11 protein-coding genes are annotated in these 15102 nt (G+C 47.2%); 6 read left to right on the top strand and 5 right to left on the bottom strand.

The features are described 5' to 3' along the window. Positions 1-15: 15 nt before the first annotated feature. Positions 16-6003: a HAMP domain-containing protein gene (locus WBG78_RS15250; RefSeq protein WP_337327310.1), complete on the bottom strand. Its 5988-nt coding sequence runs from the start codon at positions 6001-6003 to the stop codon at positions 16-18. A 338-nt stretch (positions 6004-6341) separates the two neighbouring features. Between WBG78_RS15250 and WBG78_RS15245 the strand changes: the two genes are divergently transcribed. After that, entirely contained in the window at positions 6342-6515 is a 174-nt protein-coding gene (locus tag WBG78_RS15245) for a hypothetical protein (protein ID WP_337327309.1), read from the top strand. Between the two features lie 44 nt (positions 6516-6559). Here WBG78_RS15245 and WBG78_RS15240 read toward each other — a convergent pair whose 3' ends face one another. Then, a complete protein-coding gene (locus WBG78_RS15240) occupies positions 6560-8002 on the bottom strand; it encodes a hybrid sensor histidine kinase/response regulator (RefSeq protein ID WP_337327308.1) in 1443 nt (480 codons plus the stop codon). 237 nt (positions 8003-8239) lie between these two features. On the opposite strand from WBG78_RS15240, the gene WBG78_RS15235 reads away from it, so the two are divergent. Together WBG78_RS15235 and WBG78_RS15230 are read left to right on the top strand one after the other, a co-directional pair. Continuing rightward, on the top strand, positions 8240-8419 hold the full coding sequence (locus WBG78_RS15235) for a hypothetical protein (protein WP_337327307.1): 180 nt from the start codon (positions 8240-8242) through the stop codon (positions 8417-8419). A gap of 131 nt (positions 8420-8550) precedes the next feature. Continuing rightward, entirely contained in the window at positions 8551-8811 is a 261-nt protein-coding gene (locus WBG78_RS15230; protein WP_337327306.1) for a hypothetical protein, read from the top strand. A 173-nt stretch (positions 8812-8984) separates the two neighbouring features. Here WBG78_RS15230 and WBG78_RS15225 read toward each other — a convergent pair whose 3' ends face one another. Beyond that, on the bottom strand, positions 8985-9575 hold the full coding sequence (locus WBG78_RS15225) for a DUF4142 domain-containing protein (protein WP_337327305.1): 591 nt from the start codon (positions 9573-9575) through the stop codon (positions 8985-8987). A gap of 497 nt (positions 9576-10072) precedes the next feature. Between WBG78_RS15225 and WBG78_RS15220 the strand changes: the two genes are divergently transcribed. Further along, the gene (locus WBG78_RS15220; RefSeq protein ID WP_337327304.1) at positions 10073-10510 is read left to right on the top strand and encodes a response regulator; all 438 of its coding nucleotides are present in this window, start codon (positions 10073-10075) and stop codon (positions 10508-10510) included. A gap of 38 nt (positions 10511-10548) precedes the next feature. Next, complete coding sequence (locus WBG78_RS15215) at positions 10549-11640, top strand: Gfo/Idh/MocA family protein (RefSeq protein WP_337327303.1); 1092 nt, start codon at positions 10549-10551, stop codon at positions 11638-11640. Here WBG78_RS15215 and porY read toward each other — a convergent pair. After that, positions 11627-12889, bottom strand: coding sequence for a sensor histidine kinase (gene porY, locus WBG78_RS15210; protein WP_337327302.1), 1263 nt, complete (start codon positions 12887-12889; stop codon positions 11627-11629). The two genes, WBG78_RS15215 and porY, sit on opposite strands and share 14 nt — an antisense overlap. Then, positions 12886-13563 (bottom strand): response regulator transcription factor, encoded by a 678-nt coding sequence (locus WBG78_RS15205; RefSeq protein ID WP_337327626.1) that lies wholly within the window; start codon positions 13561-13563, stop codon positions 12886-12888. Before WBG78_RS15205 ends, porY begins: the two co-directional genes overlap by 4 nt. Before the next feature lie 128 nt (positions 13564-13691). Between WBG78_RS15205 and WBG78_RS15200 the strand changes: the two genes are divergently transcribed. After that, entirely contained in the window at positions 13692-15065 is a 1374-nt protein-coding gene (locus WBG78_RS15200; protein ID WP_337327301.1) for a TolC family protein, read from the top strand. Positions 15066-15102: the final 37 nt, after the last annotated feature.

Here is a 15102-nt window from a genome sequence, read left to right as displayed (position 1 = left end):
CAAATTAATACTCCCTTATTTACAAAACCACAAGCGCATCAGCGACAGCAGTTGATCAATCTTCACAGGCTTCGTGATATAATCCGAAGCTCCCGCCTCAATACACTTCTGACGATCACCCTTCATCGCTTTCGCTGTAACGGCAATAATGGGCAGCGTGTTATTCTTGTGTTCACGTCTGATCTTCTGCATCGTTTCATAACCGTCCATCTCAGGCATCATGATGTCCATCAACACCATCTCCACCTTTGAATTTTCGGTCAGGATCTTGATTGCCTCCTTACCGCTTTCCGCAGTAATGGCGTTGATATTGAACCGTTCGAACACCGTTGTCAGAGCAAACAGGTTCCGCACATCGTCGTCAACTATAAGTATGTTTTTACCCGTGAGAATATCTTCCTTGTTACGAATATTCTCAATGATCCGTCTCTTTTCCGGAGCCAGATTCTTATGGCTGATGTGGAGATGTGACACCGTCTCCTCCAGCAGGTATTCAATAGAATTCACTCCCTTAACAATGTGGGAACTGGCGTGTGTGTTTATGGCCGCCAACTCTGTCTTATCAAAATCTTTGCCCGAATAAACAATCACCGGAGTGAGGCCGTGCTTTGATTTATGCACTTCTCTAAGCAATTCTGTTCCTGAAACATCCGGCAGCGTGTAATCCAGAATGATGCAGTCGTAAGAATGCGCACTGACCATCTCCAGCGCCTTTTTACCCTGATCAACGATAGTTATCTCGATCCTTTCGTCCTGCAGCATCTTGGCAATTTGTGAAGAGTCGATTTCATTGTCCTCGACAATCAAAACCTGTTTGATTGAGCGTTGATGATAGTTTACGATATCTTCAAACAAACTATCCAGTACATCGCTTCCCAGAGGCTTAAACCAGAAGCTGCGCGCTCCCCTTTTCAGGGCGAGGGCCTGATTTTCCTCTCCTGAGATAACGTGGATCGGAATATGTCGATAGTTCAAATCATTTCTCAGAAGATCGATCACCTTCCATCCACTGGTATCCGGCAATTTCACATCCAGTGTTATAGCAATCGGCGTAAACCTATTAATGAAATCAAATACCTCAAGGTAGTTGGTCGCGACCACAGCCTTCAGGTTGCTCTCGTGTGCGCGTTCGATTAGAATTTTCCCAAACCGGAGATCATCTTCGACAATGAGAACCACCATATCGTCCTGTTGAATGCTGCTCCTGTCATCGCCTGTATCATTGATCATCTCACTGACGATATCCATTCCTCTCGACTCAACGCCCTCCTTGGTGATGCGCAGCTTGTCCAGAAGAGTGTCCATTTGCTTGCCTTCAACATCGAGCTGCAATTGCTGAATGACCTTGATGCTCTCCGAAACCTCCCGGGGAGCGGTATTAGGAAGGCTTTTCATAGGCAAATACAATGTGAATGTACTTCCTCTTCCCGCCTGACTGTCGAGGTCAATCGTTCCGCCCAACAATTCGGCAAGACCGCGGCTGATTGACAGGCCAAGCCCGGTTCCTCCGTATTTACGGCTGGTAGAACCTTCTGCCTGCTGGAACGCTTCGAAGATGATAGACTGTTTTTCCAACGGTATGCCTATACCCGTATCACTGATCGAGAACGCGACAACAGTCTCCGCTCCATCAAGTGAAGGGAGTCCAGGGCGCCAGGTACGTTTCGACTGGAAGATCTTAAGGGAAACCTCACCCTTCTCGGTGAATTTAAACGCATTGGAGAGAAGGTTCTTGAGGATTTGGTTCAAACGCTGAATATCTGTTTCCATCGAGACAGGCAATGCATAATCTGTTTCGATACGGAACTTCAGGTTGCGCGCCTCCGAAATTGGTTTGAATGTAGTTTCTACGAAGTTCGAGATCTCGCTGATCCGAACCGTTGATATGTTTGCTGTAATGAAACCGGATTCGATCTTTGAAAGGTCAAGAATGTCATTAATGAGCTGGATCAAATCGTCTCCGCAGGAGTGAATGGTTTTCGCATAGCGAATCTGTTTGTCGTTGAGGTTGCCTTCGGCATTTTCATACAGCTGCTGCGCCAGGATAAGCAAGCTGTTAAGCGGTGTACGAAGTTCATGCGACATGTTCGCAAGGAATTCCGACTTGTATTTTGATGTCAGCGTCAACTGCTCTGCCTTCTCTTCAAGCGAGCGTCGTGCTTCTTCAACTTCCTTGTTTTTCGCTTCCACCTCGTCCTTCTGTTTAACCAGCAGAAGTGCCTTATCCTGAAGCTCGTCGTTAGTTCGGCGAAGTTCTTCCTGTTGAGTCTTGAGCTCGCCTGCGAGAGACTGTGACTGAGAAAGAAGTTCTTCGGTACGAGTATTCGTTTCAATGGTATTCAATACGATACCAAGACTCTCCGTCAACTGGCCGAGGAAGTCAAGGTGAGTATCGCTGAATGTATCCAATGACGCAAGTTCGATAACAGCCTTCACGTTGGTTTCAAAGATCACCGGAAGAATGATGACGTTGGCCGGCTTAGATTTTCCGAGTGCAGAGCTGATCTTCACGTAACTTCCCGGGACGTTAGTCAGCAGTATACGTTCTTTCTCCGCGGCGCACTGGCCGACGAGCCCCTCGCCAATTGAAAATTCGCGCGGTATGTTCTTTTCTTCCTTATATGCATATGACGCGAATAGTTCCAGCTTAACTCTATCAGTCTCTTCATCCTGACGAAGAATGTAGAAGGCACCATAGTGAGTCTGAACAACCTGAGCGAGCTCAGACAAGATGCGCCTTGTTACAGTTCGAAGATCCTTTTGACCCTGCAACATCTGTGTGAACTTGGCAAGGTTTGATTTCAGCCAGTCCTGATCCTGGTTACGCAATGTTGTTTCGCGCAGGTTGGTGATCATCTGGTTGATCGTGTCCTTAAGTGCCTCGAGTTCTCCTTTGGCATCCACGCGAATCGTTCGAGTCAAGTCACCCTTCGTTACCGCCGAGGCAACTTCAGAAATTGAACGCACCTGCGTCGTCAGGTTTGCAGCCAGCTGGTTCACGTTTTCTGTAAGATCTTTCCATGTTCCTGATGCGCCAGGAACACTCGCCTGACCACCGAGTCGTCCTTCCACACCCACTTCACGCGCAACCGTTGTTACCTGCTCTGCGAACACCGCGAGCGTGTCAATCATTTCATTAATGGTATCTGTGAGCTGTGCTAATTCGCCGAGGGCATTGATACTCAGTTTTTGTTTCAGGTTACCCTTTGCCACCGAGGTCACAACTTTCGCGATACCACGCACCTGACCGGTGAGGTTAGATGCCATCTGGTTCACTGAGTCAGTAAGATCTTTCCACGTACCGGCTACACCCCGTACTTCGGCCTGACCACCAAGCTTTCCTTCGGTACCCACTTCACGCGCCACACGGGTCACTTCGAATGCAAATGAGTTGAGCTGTTCCACCATCGTATTGATGGTGTTCTTGAGTTCGAGCATTTCCCCGCGAACGTCCACGGTGATCTTCTTCGACAAGTCACCGTTCGCCACGGCTGTCGTAACACCGGCGATGTTACGCACCTGGTCAGTCAGGTTACCAGCCATCTGGTTAACAGAGTCGGTAAGGTCCTTCCACGTACCAGCAACGCCTGGCACGAACGCCTGGCCTCCCAGTTTTCCTTCGGTACCTACCTCGCGGGCTACACGCGTTACTTCCGAGGCAAAACCACGAAGCTGATCCACCATCGTGTTCAGCGTATCTTTCAACTGGAGAATTTCTCCCCGAACGTCCACCGTAATCTTCTTTGACAAGTCTCCGTTTGCCACGGCGATGGCGACGTTGGCAATATTCCGGATTTGGGCGGTGAGGTTACCCGCCATTTGGTTTACTGAGTCGGTCAGACCCTTCCAAACACCAGCAACACCCTTTACGGTTGCCTGCCCCCCAAGCTTTCCTTCAGAACCTACTTCACTGGCAACGCGGGTTACTTCAGATGCAAAAGAGTTCAGCTGATCCACCATCGTATTGATGGTGTCCTTTAACTCGAGCATTTCACCCTTCACGTCAACCGTGATCTTCTTCGACAAGTCACCTTTGGCAACGGCCGTGGTAACATCTGCGATGTTACGCACCTGGTTTGTCAGGTTATCGGCCATTTTATTCACTGAGTCAGTTAAGTCTTTCCAGGTACCGCCCACACCAGGCACGTCGGCCTGACCTCCGAGCTGGCCTTCAGAACCTACCTCACGGGCTACACGCGTTACTTCAGAACCGAATGAATTGAGCTGATCCACCATTGTGTTGATGGTATTCTTGAGCTCAAGCATTTCGCCCCGTACGTCAACGGCGATCTTCTTCGAAAGGTCGCCCTTTGCCACAGCGGTTGTTACTTCCGCGATGTTACGCACCTGGTTTGTCAGGTTGGAAGCCATCTGGTTTACAGAGTCCGTTAAGTCCTTCCACGTTCCGCCTACACCGGGTACGTTGGCCTGACCGCCAAGCTGTCCTTCGGATCCCACCTCCCGGGCTACACGCGTTACTTCAGAAGAGAATGAGTTTAGCTGATCCACCATCGTATTAATGGTGTTCTTGAGTTCAAGAAGTTCTCCTTTAGCATCCACGGTGATCTTCTTCGATAAGTCGCCTTTCGCCACCGCCGTCGTCACACCAGCAACGTTACGAACCTGAGCGGTAAGGTTACCCGCCATCTGGTTCACGGAGTCCGTCAGATCTTTCCATACACCACCGACTCCCTTGACTGTTGCCTGGCCTCCCAACCTTCCTTCTGTACCTACTTCAAGTGCCACACGCGTTACCTCCGAGGCGAAGGAGTTAAGCTGGTCACCCATTGTATTAATCGTATTCTTGAGCTCGAGCATTTCACCCCGAACGTCCACAGTTATCTTCTTCGACAAGTCACCATTGGCCACGGCCGTGGTAACACCTGCGATGTTACGAACCTGACCCGTGAGGTTTGAAGCCATCTGGTTCACAGAATCGGTGAGGTCTTTCCAAATACCACCCACACCCTTCACTGTCGCCTGGCCTCCCAGCTTTCCTTCAGTTCCCACTTCAAGAGCCACGCGTGTTACTTCAGAACCAAATGAATTGAGCTGATCAACGAGCGTGTTGATCGTATTCTTCAGCTCAAGCATTTCTCCACGAACATCCACCGTGATCTTCTTCGACAGGTTACCACGCGCGATTGCCGTAGTCACTTCCGCAATATTTCGCACCTGGCTGGTAAGGTTACCTGCCATGTTGTTTACGGAGTCTGTAAGGTCCTTCCAAACACCGCCAACGCCCTTAACTTTAGCCTGACCTCCAAGCTTACCTTCCGATCCTACTTCACGCGCCACACGCGTTACTTCCATCGAGAAAAGGTTCAGCTGCTTCACCATGTAGTTTACCTCCTTCGCGATGCGAAGAAATTCTCCCTGAAGCTTATGATCGGAGATCTCCTCGGGCATCTCCTGTGAAAGATTTCCCTTAGCAACAGAACTGATAACGTGAGCGATTTCAATAGTCGGATGTACAAGATCTGAAATCAATACATTCAGCGATCTCACGCCTTCTCCCCAGGAACCTTTGTTGCTGGGAAGCTCGATGCGTTCTGTTAATTTCCCCTGCTTGCCAATGGTATTGCCGGCACGTGTGAACTCGAGCATCATTCGCTCGTTCAGGGAAATAATCTCATTAAGTGTATCGAATATTTTTCCGTTTACCCCAACTTCATCAATGGGAAGACGAACGGCAAAATTTCCATTCCGAACTTCTGTCAGAATTCGAAGCAACTGTTGCGAACCCGCAACATCAAGACTTACGGCATAGTGGGGTTGGTGTCCGTTTCCGTTGCCATTGGCCATTGCCTTATCTGCCAACACTGGGCTATGGCCGTTACTCCTCCTGGATTTTATTGCCTTCGGAGCAGTATCGCGGCCGTTAGTATGGCCGGCCTTGTTCGCTCCATTGTTCTTCCCCGATACCTTCCGCGCGGCCACCGAGGACTTCGTCGCCTTGGAAGCTTTCGCTCGATTATCCTGTACGTCTGCTTTCGTCTTCATAGGAGGTAGTTTATTAAGAAGTAAAATTAGTGAAGTATGCGCGTCATCAACACGATTTTAGATGAATCGGATAATGGAAGAAATAGTTCGCCTTCACGAAAATGGGAGCTGTAGAATTTTATCTCCAAATCCTAACTCCGTGCCAGTAGAGACAACGTGCTGCAATCGTCAAATTACTGTCAACACCGGGAAACTTCTTCACACCTGGCGGGAAAAACTGGGGAATATATTCCACAGCACCACATATCAATTCCACAGAGTTGGGATGAATAGCAATGCAAATTAACTATTACAGAACTGGCACTAATATTCTGGCATCGGTTGGACAACTTGATCCTATGGTAAGAATATTCGGATTATCCATTCTGGCCTTGCTGATGCTGTTGTTGTTCGGCCTGGGCGGGAGCCTTGCGATGGGTGCGCTGGCCCTGGCCCAGATTCTTTTCTATTGCTTCGTACTATTAGTCCTGTTATGCCTTCTGTTGGGACCAGGTCTTATCAAGCGGCGATAACGGGAGTCGACCAACATACAGAATTAGATTCAGTCGCCGAAATTCTATTCGGCCACGGTAAACCGCACGTTAACGTCGGTCCCTTTTCCAGATTGACTTTCGATGTCAATTGATGCGCAATGGCTGTTCAAAATGTTTCTTGTTGAAGTTAATCCAAGTCCCATTCCGCTTTGCTTACTTGTGAAAAAAGGATCAAAAACACGACCCAGATCTTCGCCTTCAATACCCCTACCGTTGTCAGAAATAGTTATTGTAATAATTCGTCCTCTTTTAACCGCCAGAATACGCAACACACCCGCGTCTGCCATTGCTTCGGTCGCATTGACAATGACGTTCAATAGCGCGACGTGCATTTTATCCGGATCTACCAATATCTTGGGCAAGTCGCTCTCAACGTTCAGCTCCAGTTTGATCTGATTTAAGTTAATACGATCAATTGCCAGTTTAATGGTATCGTCAAGTAATTCGCTAACGGATGCCAATTGAAGGTTTAACTCGCGCGGTTTACTTGATCGAAGCATTTCACCTACAAGTTGTTCAATACGATTCGCATTTCTCTGAATGATGTCCGCATACAAATTACCGGACTCGCCTTCATCGGGAATTTCGCGTCTGAGCTGGTCCAATGCCAGACTCAGGTTTGTAAGTGGATTCCGCACTTCGTGAGCAATTGTTCTGGCCAGCCGACCGGTCAGCGACAGACGTTCAGCAATGATCAAGTCCTTCTCTGCCTGTTTTCTTAATGTTAGGTCGTGTACGATGCACTGAATGCAGCAGAGCTCATCAGTCGGATGAGGAATGTAAACGCAATTCAACAGAACATCTTTCTTCTCACCGCGACGAGACACCAGTTTTACCTCGAAGTCTTTGATTTGTTCGGTTTCCGATAGTGTCTCCTTGTATCGATCGAATTCTAACGGGTCCCCAAACAGAGACTGTAAACTCATTCCCTTGATTTCGGCAGCAGAGTATCCAAACACATTAACGAATGAATCGTTAACGTCTGTCAGCTCCAAAGATTTTGTCGCAAGCAATATTGGGTCGATGCTTCGTTCAAACAACGACCGGTACTTTCGCTCCTTCTCATTAAGTTCACGTATTATTCTTGCCTGGCTTAACGCATAACGAATGCTCCGCTCTAGAAGAGATGAATTCAATTCGTTTTTGACGAGGTAATCGGCGGCACCAGACCTGCTGGCATCGATATCAACCTTCAGATTGTCTTGACCTGTTAAGATAATGGCTGGCGCCAGTATATGGTGATCGTGGAGAAAACGAACGAGATCCAATCCATTCCCACCGCCCAAATGGTAATCAACGAGATAGATGTCATATGATTTGTTCAAGGCTCTCTTACTGGCCTTGTCCAGGTTCTGCTCCCAATCGACTTCAAATTCGAAGGTATCAATACCAGAAAGGTACTCCTTCGCAAGGATGAAGTCATCTTCGTCATCCTCTACCAGCAGAACTCTGATTGTTGGTCTCATATATCAATCACCTCCAGCCTCCAAAACAACTATTATTCCATTGCATCATACGTCTGATATAAGCCAGTTATCTACACAATTTTGTAGAAATACGACGCACCCAGTGAGTATAAAGGCTACCGCCGGTTAAGCATTGATTAAACCACAATCGATTTAAACAACTCCTAAAAGGTGGCACATATTTTCAGTTATGTCCGTCGGAATCAAATCGGAATTGAGGCGATAACAATTAAACTTATGCAAGCAACAAAAAGAATTCTCTACACATTGGCCGTTTTACTACTCACCATGTGGCTGATAGCGGTCATCATTTATTCACTGACGGCGGTGGTACACTTACTTGCATTGAGTGCTGTGTTGCTTGTAGTGCTGATTGCCCGCCTTGACAAAAAGCTCGACAAGAAGACAACGGTCTGACGTCAGCTTGCGACGAAGTGGAGCATTTAAGGGTTTTGTCATATTCCGGCCGACTACAAAACTAACGTACCGTATGCCAGGCAAATCAATACGGCTTATTGATTAAATTATAATCATAAATACAGATTACCATGAGAACCAAGACTAGCACAAAAGAAAAGAGCACCCAGCGGAGGTCAAGGATTCCCAAAAAAGGTGCGCGCAAGAGTATTGAGAATCGCGATCTGAACGTGGATGACAGTACAACAAATGCTTTCAGAGAAGAAGAGTGGACAGAAAAAAGAGTTAATGATGTAACTCTTCCAAGCGATAGAAGCGTTGAGGATGAAGAAGATCGTGAACAGAAGCGAAAGATTGCCGATGTGAATCCGGCTGATGACATCCAGAATTGATTTCGCTCACTTCATTTGAGGCTACCGCTGGAGGGCGCCTGAACAATTTGATAGGGCACCCGACGAAGATGCAACTCTATCACTGATAAAACACTGGAATCAAACTCAAAACAAACAGGCTGCCCAAACCGGGCAGCCTGTTTTTATGCATGGAAATAACAACGTCTTAAGTATTATTCGCCGTCGTGTTGCTTCTCATGTTTCTCAATCATGTTTAAATGCTCTTTAAGTCCAGGAAGCGTCGCAGTAATCCATTGCTTTAATTCAGGATCGTCCGTTTTATCAAGGCGAGCCTCAAATTTATTGATAGACTTTTCATGTCTGTCTTCCATAGAGTCACACCATTCTTCATCAAACTTATCTGTGGGTTCTTCAGAGAGACGGCTCATTTCTTTCGCGTCCCTGTCACTTTCCTGAAGAGGGATTGCAATGCCCTTCTTGTCGGCATAGGCCTTCAGCTCATTAAGGATCTTCATATGCTGTTCTTCCAGTTTCGTGGCCATGGCCTTCACATCTTCATTACTGGACTTGTTTTTCGCGAGTTGCGCAATCTTGATTTCGGCAAGGTTACTGGTCACTGCATTAACGACAAAGTCCGCATCCTTTTCTTCGGTCCGGTCCTCGAACGTTGAATCGTTCGCATCCTTCGCCATATCAATGCTTTCGTTGTTCGATGCAACTTCCTGCTTTTTGTTATTGCACGACACTACGGACAGGAACAGCGCTGAGGCTGCCAGTGTTGCTACTAATGATATCCCTTTCATTGTCAGTAAAGTTAAGGTTACAATTGTTATTTAATTTCGGTACCTGCAGACGCGAATTGTTGAGATTTTCTCAAGAACACGCTTATACAGAGCCGATTAGGAAGGTTCCAAAATCATACCATGCACCAAACCCCTGTATTCAGGGTATTGCATGTATTAAATTCCACAGTTAATCTCGTATTGGAGATCGCATTCCATAAACCGTTGCTGAACACGTTGGCGGTGAGAACCCGCTTTACAACTTGGTCCGCAGAATATTGTGCAACAGAAGGTCCCATTTAAAGGTTGAAATGTTCATTCAAATGGAATTTGTCCCGTCTAAACAAATGCCGGATAATTAAATTTTTAAATGAGGATGAAAAGAAATATTATGGTCCTTTAAACGGATTGTAGTTACACCAGAGCCCCAGAATAGTAGAGAAGAGCGACGCAGGAGTTAACCGAAACCAATTGTTTTCTTCACGCCTGCCAAGCATGTTAAACTGACGATTCCAAAAATGAAACCCTCCATTTTTCTCGCCGACGACGACGACGATGATTGCGTATTGTTCCAGGACGCTATGAACGAAGTCGCCAGGGACCATGAGCTTGTTATTGCCTACGATGGTCAGGAGCTATTAGAAACCCTTGACGCAAGGGTTCCTCCTGAACCAAGAGCGATCTTTATTGATCTGAATATGCCACGTAAGAACGGCATCGAATGTCTTCAGGAGATCAAGACCATCGATAAGTTGAAGAATATACCAGTCATCATATTATCAACCTCATCGCAATCAGGATCAATAGAAACTGCCTACGCCAATGGTGCCGATCTGTATATTACCAAGCCAGGTACGTATGCTATGCTGAAGAAGACAATTGAAATTGTTCTGTCCATCGACTGGAAGACATCAAGGCCATTTCCGTTTGATCAGTTTTTCCTCAGTATTTCGTAATATTCGGGTCAGTAAAATACCCAACCAGAATTTAAGCTATGCAGCGAACCAAAGTGGCCATCCTCGGTGGCGGATTCATTGCCGACATTCATTTGGAAAGTTATCATCGGTTCATTCCTGAAGCTGAAGTTGTCGGCATCTATACGCGGCAGGCAGATAAAGCAAAGGCAATGGCAGCGAAGCACAATATTCCACAATGGTATGACAGTATAGATGCGTTGCTGGCAGACTCCGGCTGCGAAGTCGTAGACATCTGTCTTCCAAATTACCTGCACGCCAATGCAACACTTAAGGCTGCTGCTGCTGGCAAACACATTATCATTGAAAAGCCACTAGCCGTTACGTTGGAAGAAGCCGATTCCATGATTGCTGCCTGTAAAAAGGCCAATGTAAAGCTAATGTATGCTGAAGAGCTTTGTTTCGCTCCAAAGTATGAGAGGGTGAGGCATCTTGTGAAGGAAGGCGCCGTTGGCGATATCTTCATGCTTAAGCAATCCGAAAAGCATTCAGGTCCGCACACTGACTGGTTTTATGACATCAAGTATTCAGGTGGAGGTGTATTGATGGATATGGGATGTCATGCTTTTGGATGGTTCTTCTGGATGCTTAACAATGCAAAAGTTAAAAGTGTGCAGGCGAGTATGAATACTGTCCTGCATAAGAACCGCACAAAAGGCGAAGACAACTCAGTTGTAATAGTGGAGTTCGAAAATGGTGTTACAGGCGTCGCCGAAAACAGCTGGGCGAAGCATGGTGGCATGGACGACAGAAGCGAAGTTTATGGAACGGGTGGAGTAGTATATGCCGATCTGTTTATTGGAAATTCCGCTCTCACCTATAGCAGGAATGGTTACGGTTATGCGATGGAAAAGGCCGACACCACAGCAGGCTGGAGCTTTACCGTATTCGAAGAAGTCTTCAACCAGGGCTATCCACATGAATTAAAGCACTTCATAGAATGCGTAAGGGAAAATAAGCAGCCATTGGTGACAGGAGAGCTTGGTCGCGCGGTGCTTGAGGTGATTTACGCTGCATATGCTTCGGCAGGGTCAGGAAAGAAAATTCAATTGCCATTCACGCCCAGAGTCGATCGACCAATAGACCTATGGTTACATCCTACAGAGGGGTAAGTTTGAACGTATGAAAACGATCACTGTAAGTGTAGCTGATCTTAAGCCTGTGCACATCGCTGATCTTTTTTACGATTGCCAGGCCAAGGCCCAGTGAATTCGAGGACTGATTATGCTTACGAAACCGTTCGAATAGTACCTCCGGGTTTTCATTAAGGGTATCACCAGAATTTCTGATCACAAATTTACGGTCGTCGATGAAGATGTCGATCGTACCAGGCCTCACATTGTGCTTTACAGAGTTATTGAGAAGATTTGTGAACAAGGCATCTGCCAGAATTCCATTCATCGGAAGTACGAGGGTTCCCTCCTCTTTATAACTAACTGTGAGACCTTTAAGATTGAATATTTCCTCCAGTGCGGAAAGCTTACTCCTGATTAGTGCGTTGACGTTTATCGGTTCGCGTTCATAAAACTGTCCATTGTCGATCTTCGAAAGCAGAAGCAGGGCATGATTCAGGCGCGAAAGCCTGAGCGTTGACTCATGAATATCCTGAATCCATGACATCTGTTTGGGAGCCACATTTGTTTCCTGTATTAATTCTTCAACGCGGCTGTTGATTAGGGCAAGCGGTGTTTGAATCTCGTGGGACGCGTTTTCGGTAAACTCCTTGAGGTTACGATAGTCCTGAGATATCTTCTCGGTCATTTTCTCCAATTCAGAATTCAATTCATTGAATTCATAGATCGGTTCTGCCGTCAGATCGAGGGCTGAGCCGGTGCTTACATCAAACGCCTTCGCTTTGGCAAGTGTGTTGTAAAAGGGCCTCCACAGAACCTTCGAGAACCTTCGCTGGAAAAGATAAAGGACTAGTAAGCCAATGCTGAGGGTGATCAGTAACGTTACTGTGATGGACTTCAAAAGAGACTTCGATTCAATCAGCGACTTTCTGATGCTCACTTTGTACAGCCCCTGCCCTACTGCACTGTAAAAAGTGTGCTCACGAAATGGGATTAACTGCCTGTTGTAGCGGTTATCCATAAGCGTGTCTTTGAATTCTGCAAGCGGCTTCAGGGTATCGGATACGGACACGAGTGAAATCTTGTCCTCAACAAAATAGCAGCTCTCTTCCCAGATGCCGTGCGTTCTGACGAAGTGCTCGAAATCGCGCCGCTCTACTTTGAGACGATCCTCCACTTCGCGATAGATCATGCGCTCTACCAGCACGTAAAAACTTCCCGCGATTACCACATAGGTGACCAGCGAAAATGCGGCGTAGAATAAACTGGTTCGTCCAAGTAGTTTCAATTTCTTCCAAATTTATAGCCGATGCCGTATATCGAATGGATGTATTCGGAACATCCCCCGTCCGTGAGTTTCTTCCTCAGATTCTTAATTTGCGAGTAAAGAATATCGAACGAATCTGCCGAGTCGATGTTGTCCCCCCAGAGGTGCTCGGCCATAGACGCTTTTGTCAGCGCAATATCGACGTTGGACATAAAATAAAGCAGCAGGTCGTATTCCTTCTTTGACAGGGATATTTCATTTTCTCCGACAAAGACACGCCTTGTATTGTAGTTTACCCGCAGCTCCTGGTAGGAGATCTCATTGCTGCCACCAAAGTTCCGGCGACGCAAAATTGCCTTAACGCGGGCGTTTAATTCAGAGAGATGAAATGGTTTTGTAAGGTAGTCATCTGAGCCAATCTCCAGACTCCTGATACGATCCTCAAGAGCATCTCTTGCCGAAATAATGATGATACCAGAAGTAGCCTTAATCTTTTTCAATATCTCAACGATATCGAAGCCGGTTCCATCGGGCAGATTGATATCTACCACGACGCAATCATAGGCGTACAGGTTCACCTTTTCGACGGCCGCGTCGTACGAAAATACAGTTTCGACAATAAAGCCCTCCTTACTCAGGTGCGAAGCAATGCTTTCGGCTAAAACGCGCTCATCTTCAATGACCAGAATTTTCAATTCGATAGGTATTAATAGCGTAAAAATAGTAGCGAATTCTGAAAACATTCCGAATACGGCTGACTCTGTGGCCTTCCCAAATTTTTCCAGAATCGAACCTTAGAATTGCAGTTTGTGAATCGAAGGTCATGAAAAGAATACTATTAATATCATTGCTTGTTGTGTTTGTGCCGGCTGTAGTGCTGCATGCGCAACGTTTCGATCTACCCACATTGCTGGAGCAGAGCAGGTCAAATTATCCACTTCTGAAGGCGCGTCAGCTGGACGTAGAGAGTGCAGAACAGGATGTGCTGACCTCGAAGTCGGATTACATCCCAAGACTTGCCGTTCAGCACCAATACTCGTACGGAACCAGTAACAGCGTTGCCGGATCATTTTATCCGAATCCTGCAGTCATTTCACCGTCCGGCGGTATCCGTGCTGAAAACACATACGTCGCTACCTGGGGAAGTTTCACCAGTACACTCATGGAATGGAACATCTTCAACTTCGGTAAGGTATCGGCAAATGTCTCAGCGGCGAAGGCGGGACTTGCATCCACACAGGCAGCATACGAGAACGAATTATTTCAGCACCAGGTACGTGTAACTGATGCCTACCTACTCACGCTCATCACCGAACGACTCACCAGAATCCAGGAGAGTAATTTACAACGCGCCCGACGATTTAAAGAAGTTGTTGCGGCATCTGTGCGATCGGGGCTGCGCGCTGGAGTGGATAGTTCATTGGCAAATGCTGAATATACGAAGGCCGAAATGCTGCTGCTGGAAACAAAGCGCAATGCGCAGTCGCAGCTACTACAGCTGATGGAACTTTCGGGAACCATAGGCACTACGCTGGAACAGCCCGACAGCATGCGGTTCTTTAGTGCATTGCCATTACTCCCGGACACTTCTTCAGCAAGTGTGAATCCGATCCTTGAATTGTATGATGCCCGTATGCGTCAGTCAGTCGCGCGAAGCACTGCGATACGCCGCTCTTATCTCCCTTCAATTTCTCTCGTGGGTGCTGCGTGGGCCCGGGGCTCCGGAGTGTCGCCAGCTGATGACACATTTCAAACCAGTTTCCATGATGGCACTGAATACAAAGTGTACAACTATCTGTTTGGTGCGTCGACGCGCTGGAACCTGACGGACATCATACCAATCAGTCATCGTTACAGAAGTGAGCGATATCATTCAGTGCGCGACCGTGAGCAATACAACGAACAGGTATTGAAACTTCAGAGACAGCGCAAAGAGTCGCAGATCCATTACAGTTTAATGACGGAGCAGGCATCACGCGCTCCCATTCAGCTCGCAGCAGCACAAAGGGCCTACCGACAGGCTTCCGCCCGGTACAGCAGCGGTCTCACCGACCTTCCAACCATGTTGCAAAGCATGGTGACACTGAGCCGTGCAGAGGCTGACATGGCGATCGCCTACAGCAATACGTGGCGCGGCCTGCTGGCTATAGCGGCCGCAAAAGGCGACCTCAACATATTCTTAAACGCAATTCAATAATCATCACACCGCTAATGGCGGTAACAAATCGAACGCT

The sequence above is a fragment of the Chryseolinea sp. T2 genome, assembly GCF_037203685.1.
In the GTDB taxonomy this organism is placed as follows: domain Bacteria; phylum Bacteroidota; class Bacteroidia; order Cytophagales; family Cyclobacteriaceae; genus Chryseolinea.
This window is presented reverse-complemented; position numbering and strand designations above follow the sequence as displayed.

Coding starts and splice junctions, on each gene's coding strand:
- WBG78_RS15250 (WP_337327310.1), bottom strand. CDS start 6,003: ATGAAGACGAAAGCAGACGTACAGGATAATCGAGCGAAAGCTTCCAAG.
- WBG78_RS15245 (WP_337327309.1), top strand. CDS start 6,342: ATGGTAAGAATATTCGGATTATCCATTCTGGCCTTGCTGATGCTGTTG.
- WBG78_RS15240 (WP_337327308.1), bottom strand. CDS start 8,002: ATGAGACCAACAATCAGAGTTCTGCTGGTAGAGGATGACGAAGATGAC.
- WBG78_RS15235 (WP_337327307.1), top strand. CDS start 8,240: ATGCAAGCAACAAAAAGAATTCTCTACACATTGGCCGTTTTACTACTC.
- WBG78_RS15230 (WP_337327306.1), top strand. CDS start 8,551: ATGAGAACCAAGACTAGCACAAAAGAAAAGAGCACCCAGCGGAGGTCA.
- WBG78_RS15225 (WP_337327305.1), bottom strand. CDS start 9,575: ATGAAAGGGATATCATTAGTAGCAACACTGGCAGCCTCAGCGCTGTTC.
- WBG78_RS15220 (WP_337327304.1), top strand. CDS start 10,073: ATGAAACCCTCCATTTTTCTCGCCGACGACGACGACGATGATTGCGTA.
- WBG78_RS15215 (WP_337327303.1), top strand. CDS start 10,549: ATGCAGCGAACCAAAGTGGCCATCCTCGGTGGCGGATTCATTGCCGAC.
- WBG78_RS15200 (WP_337327301.1), top strand. CDS start 13,692: ATGAAAAGAATACTATTAATATCATTGCTTGTTGTGTTTGTGCCGGCT.